The 1,730-nt window shown below is 69.3% G+C and carries 2 protein-coding genes and 1 pseudogene; all 3 read left to right on the forward strand.

What is annotated here, in order from left to right; all coding sequences use genetic code 11:
• Positions 1-33 precede the first annotated feature (33 nt).
• Positions 34-1,398 carry an SMI1/KNR4 family protein gene (locus AB0O29_RS35655; RefSeq protein WP_365160520.1) on the forward strand — a complete coding sequence of 455 codons (1,365 nt, stop codon included), beginning with the start codon at positions 34-36 and terminating at the stop codon, positions 1,396-1,398.
• Between the two features lie 62 nt (positions 1,399-1,460).
• Positions 1,461-1,634, forward strand: coding sequence for a hypothetical protein (locus tag AB0O29_RS35660; protein WP_365160523.1), 174 nt, complete (start codon positions 1,461-1,463; stop codon positions 1,632-1,634).
• 1 nt (position 1,635) lies between these two features.
• A pseudogene (locus AB0O29_RS35665) lies at positions 1,636-1,730 on the forward strand (MBL fold metallo-hydrolase); the annotation flags it as partial.

A 1,730-nucleotide genomic window follows, 5' to 3' on the forward strand; every position in this document is an offset into this window, starting at 1 on the left:
CCCGTTGTCACTGGCTCCGCATACGGTCTGAGCATGGATGATCAGATGCTCCTCTCGTCGCCGCTGCGCGATTTCGTGATCTGGGAGCCGGTGCTGCGGCTCCTACTGGCCGCGGACGCGGAGGGGAGCGCTGGCCGCACTCGCCGTGTGGAGGGCCGTATCAGCCGACACACCTGGCGTTTGGACCTCCCCGACGGACTGCCGTCGGCAGAGATGCGCGTCGTGGAAGACCTACGGAGGTCCTTCGACAGCTGTGGACTTGGGGAGATGCTATTCGCGGCGGAGGTGCAACCGGACGGAAGCACCACCTTGCATCTGGCCTGGGCCAGCCTGGCCAGGACGCGCGGTTTTCCGGACCTTGCCGTGCTCACCTTGGTCGACGGTGTCCTCCCCGAGCCCTGGCGCCGCCTGCCTGATCCGGTACCCGGCGCGGCACCGGCCCCTTCGGCGGACCTTGAGCTGCTGGAGCGGACCCTGCGCGAGCGGTTGCCCGACGCCGTCGGTGCGACAGAGGAAGAGATTGCCGCTACCGAGGCACGCCTGGGCGTCACCCTGTCCGACGAGCTCAAGGTCCTCTACCGGGTTACCCGGGCACGATGGGACTGGGAGGATTTTCACGAGGACTACGAAGAAGCGGACCGTGTCAACACGGCGGTCGGCTGCGAGCTCAGTTCCCTGGAGGAGCTGTACAGCGTCGACGCGGCGCGCCGCCACTCCAGCTGGTCCTACGGGGCGACGGACGCCGTCCACTGCCCGCCCGACGCCGCGGTGCAGGGCCTGGCCGGCTCGCCCGGCTGGATCGTCTTCGGAAGCAACGGTGGGGACGAGCTGGCCGTCGACCTGACACCCGGACCGGGCGGCCACACCGGGCAGGTCATCCTGGTCAGCCATGAGACGAACCTCGGCGCCGACCTCATCGCCGACTCCCTCACCGACTTCGTCCTCGACCGAACCAAGGACGAACGCTGCCTCACGGGCAGCCCTCCGGCCGTGGCCAGGGTCCGCGCCGGAAGCCTTGAATCCATCCAGGCCGCCGCCCACCCAGCCCTGGAGGTTCTGTCCATAGACAGTTCCGACGGCGCGCCATTCAGCCTCGCACCCCTGAGCGGACTGACACGCCTGCGCGCCCTCACCGCCGGTCCCGGTGTACTCTCCGACCCCCCGGAGATCGCCGGGCTCGTCGGCCTGGAGTATCTCGAACTCCCCGTGCAGGAATGGCGCGTCATCCTGGATGCCGCAGCCGTCCCCCGCACCTTGTTGGCCGCGGCCATCAAGGTCCAACGGGACGAGGACCCCCTCTCGGTCGCGGCCCTGGCCGACGAAATCCTGGCCCTGTGGGACCGGACCCAGATCGTCCAGACAGTCCTCGAAGGAAACCTCGGCCCCGCAGAGAGCTGAGCGTTGTAGTTGGCCGGACGGGCCACCTACGCGCACAGGTGATCTTCACGGAGGTGGCGCTTGTGGCCGACCTCGAGTTCCCGGAGGACCTGCTCGCGCTGCAGCAGGCCCGTGTCCGGCTGTACAACCGCATGGTCCACCACCCGGAGCTTCGGGTGACCGCGGCCGGGGAGCTCGCACGTCGGGGCATGGCCGTGTCCCGCCACCCCTACTGGCGCGAGCCCCCCCGACCCTGATGTCCGCCCCGAGGAGGTGGACGTCGTCGTCAACACCCACCTCCACGCCGACCACGTCGGCTGGAACACCGTGGACGCCGGCGGGGAGTGGGTCCC

The organism is Streptomyces sp. NPDC089915 (assembly GCF_040684675.1).
Classification (GTDB): domain Bacteria; phylum Actinomycetota; class Actinomycetes; order Streptomycetales; family Streptomycetaceae; genus Streptomyces.

Coding starts and splice junctions, on each gene's coding strand:
- AB0O29_RS35655 (WP_365160520.1), top strand. CDS start 34: ATGGATGATCAGATGCTCCTCTCGTCGCCGCTGCGCGATTTCGTGATC.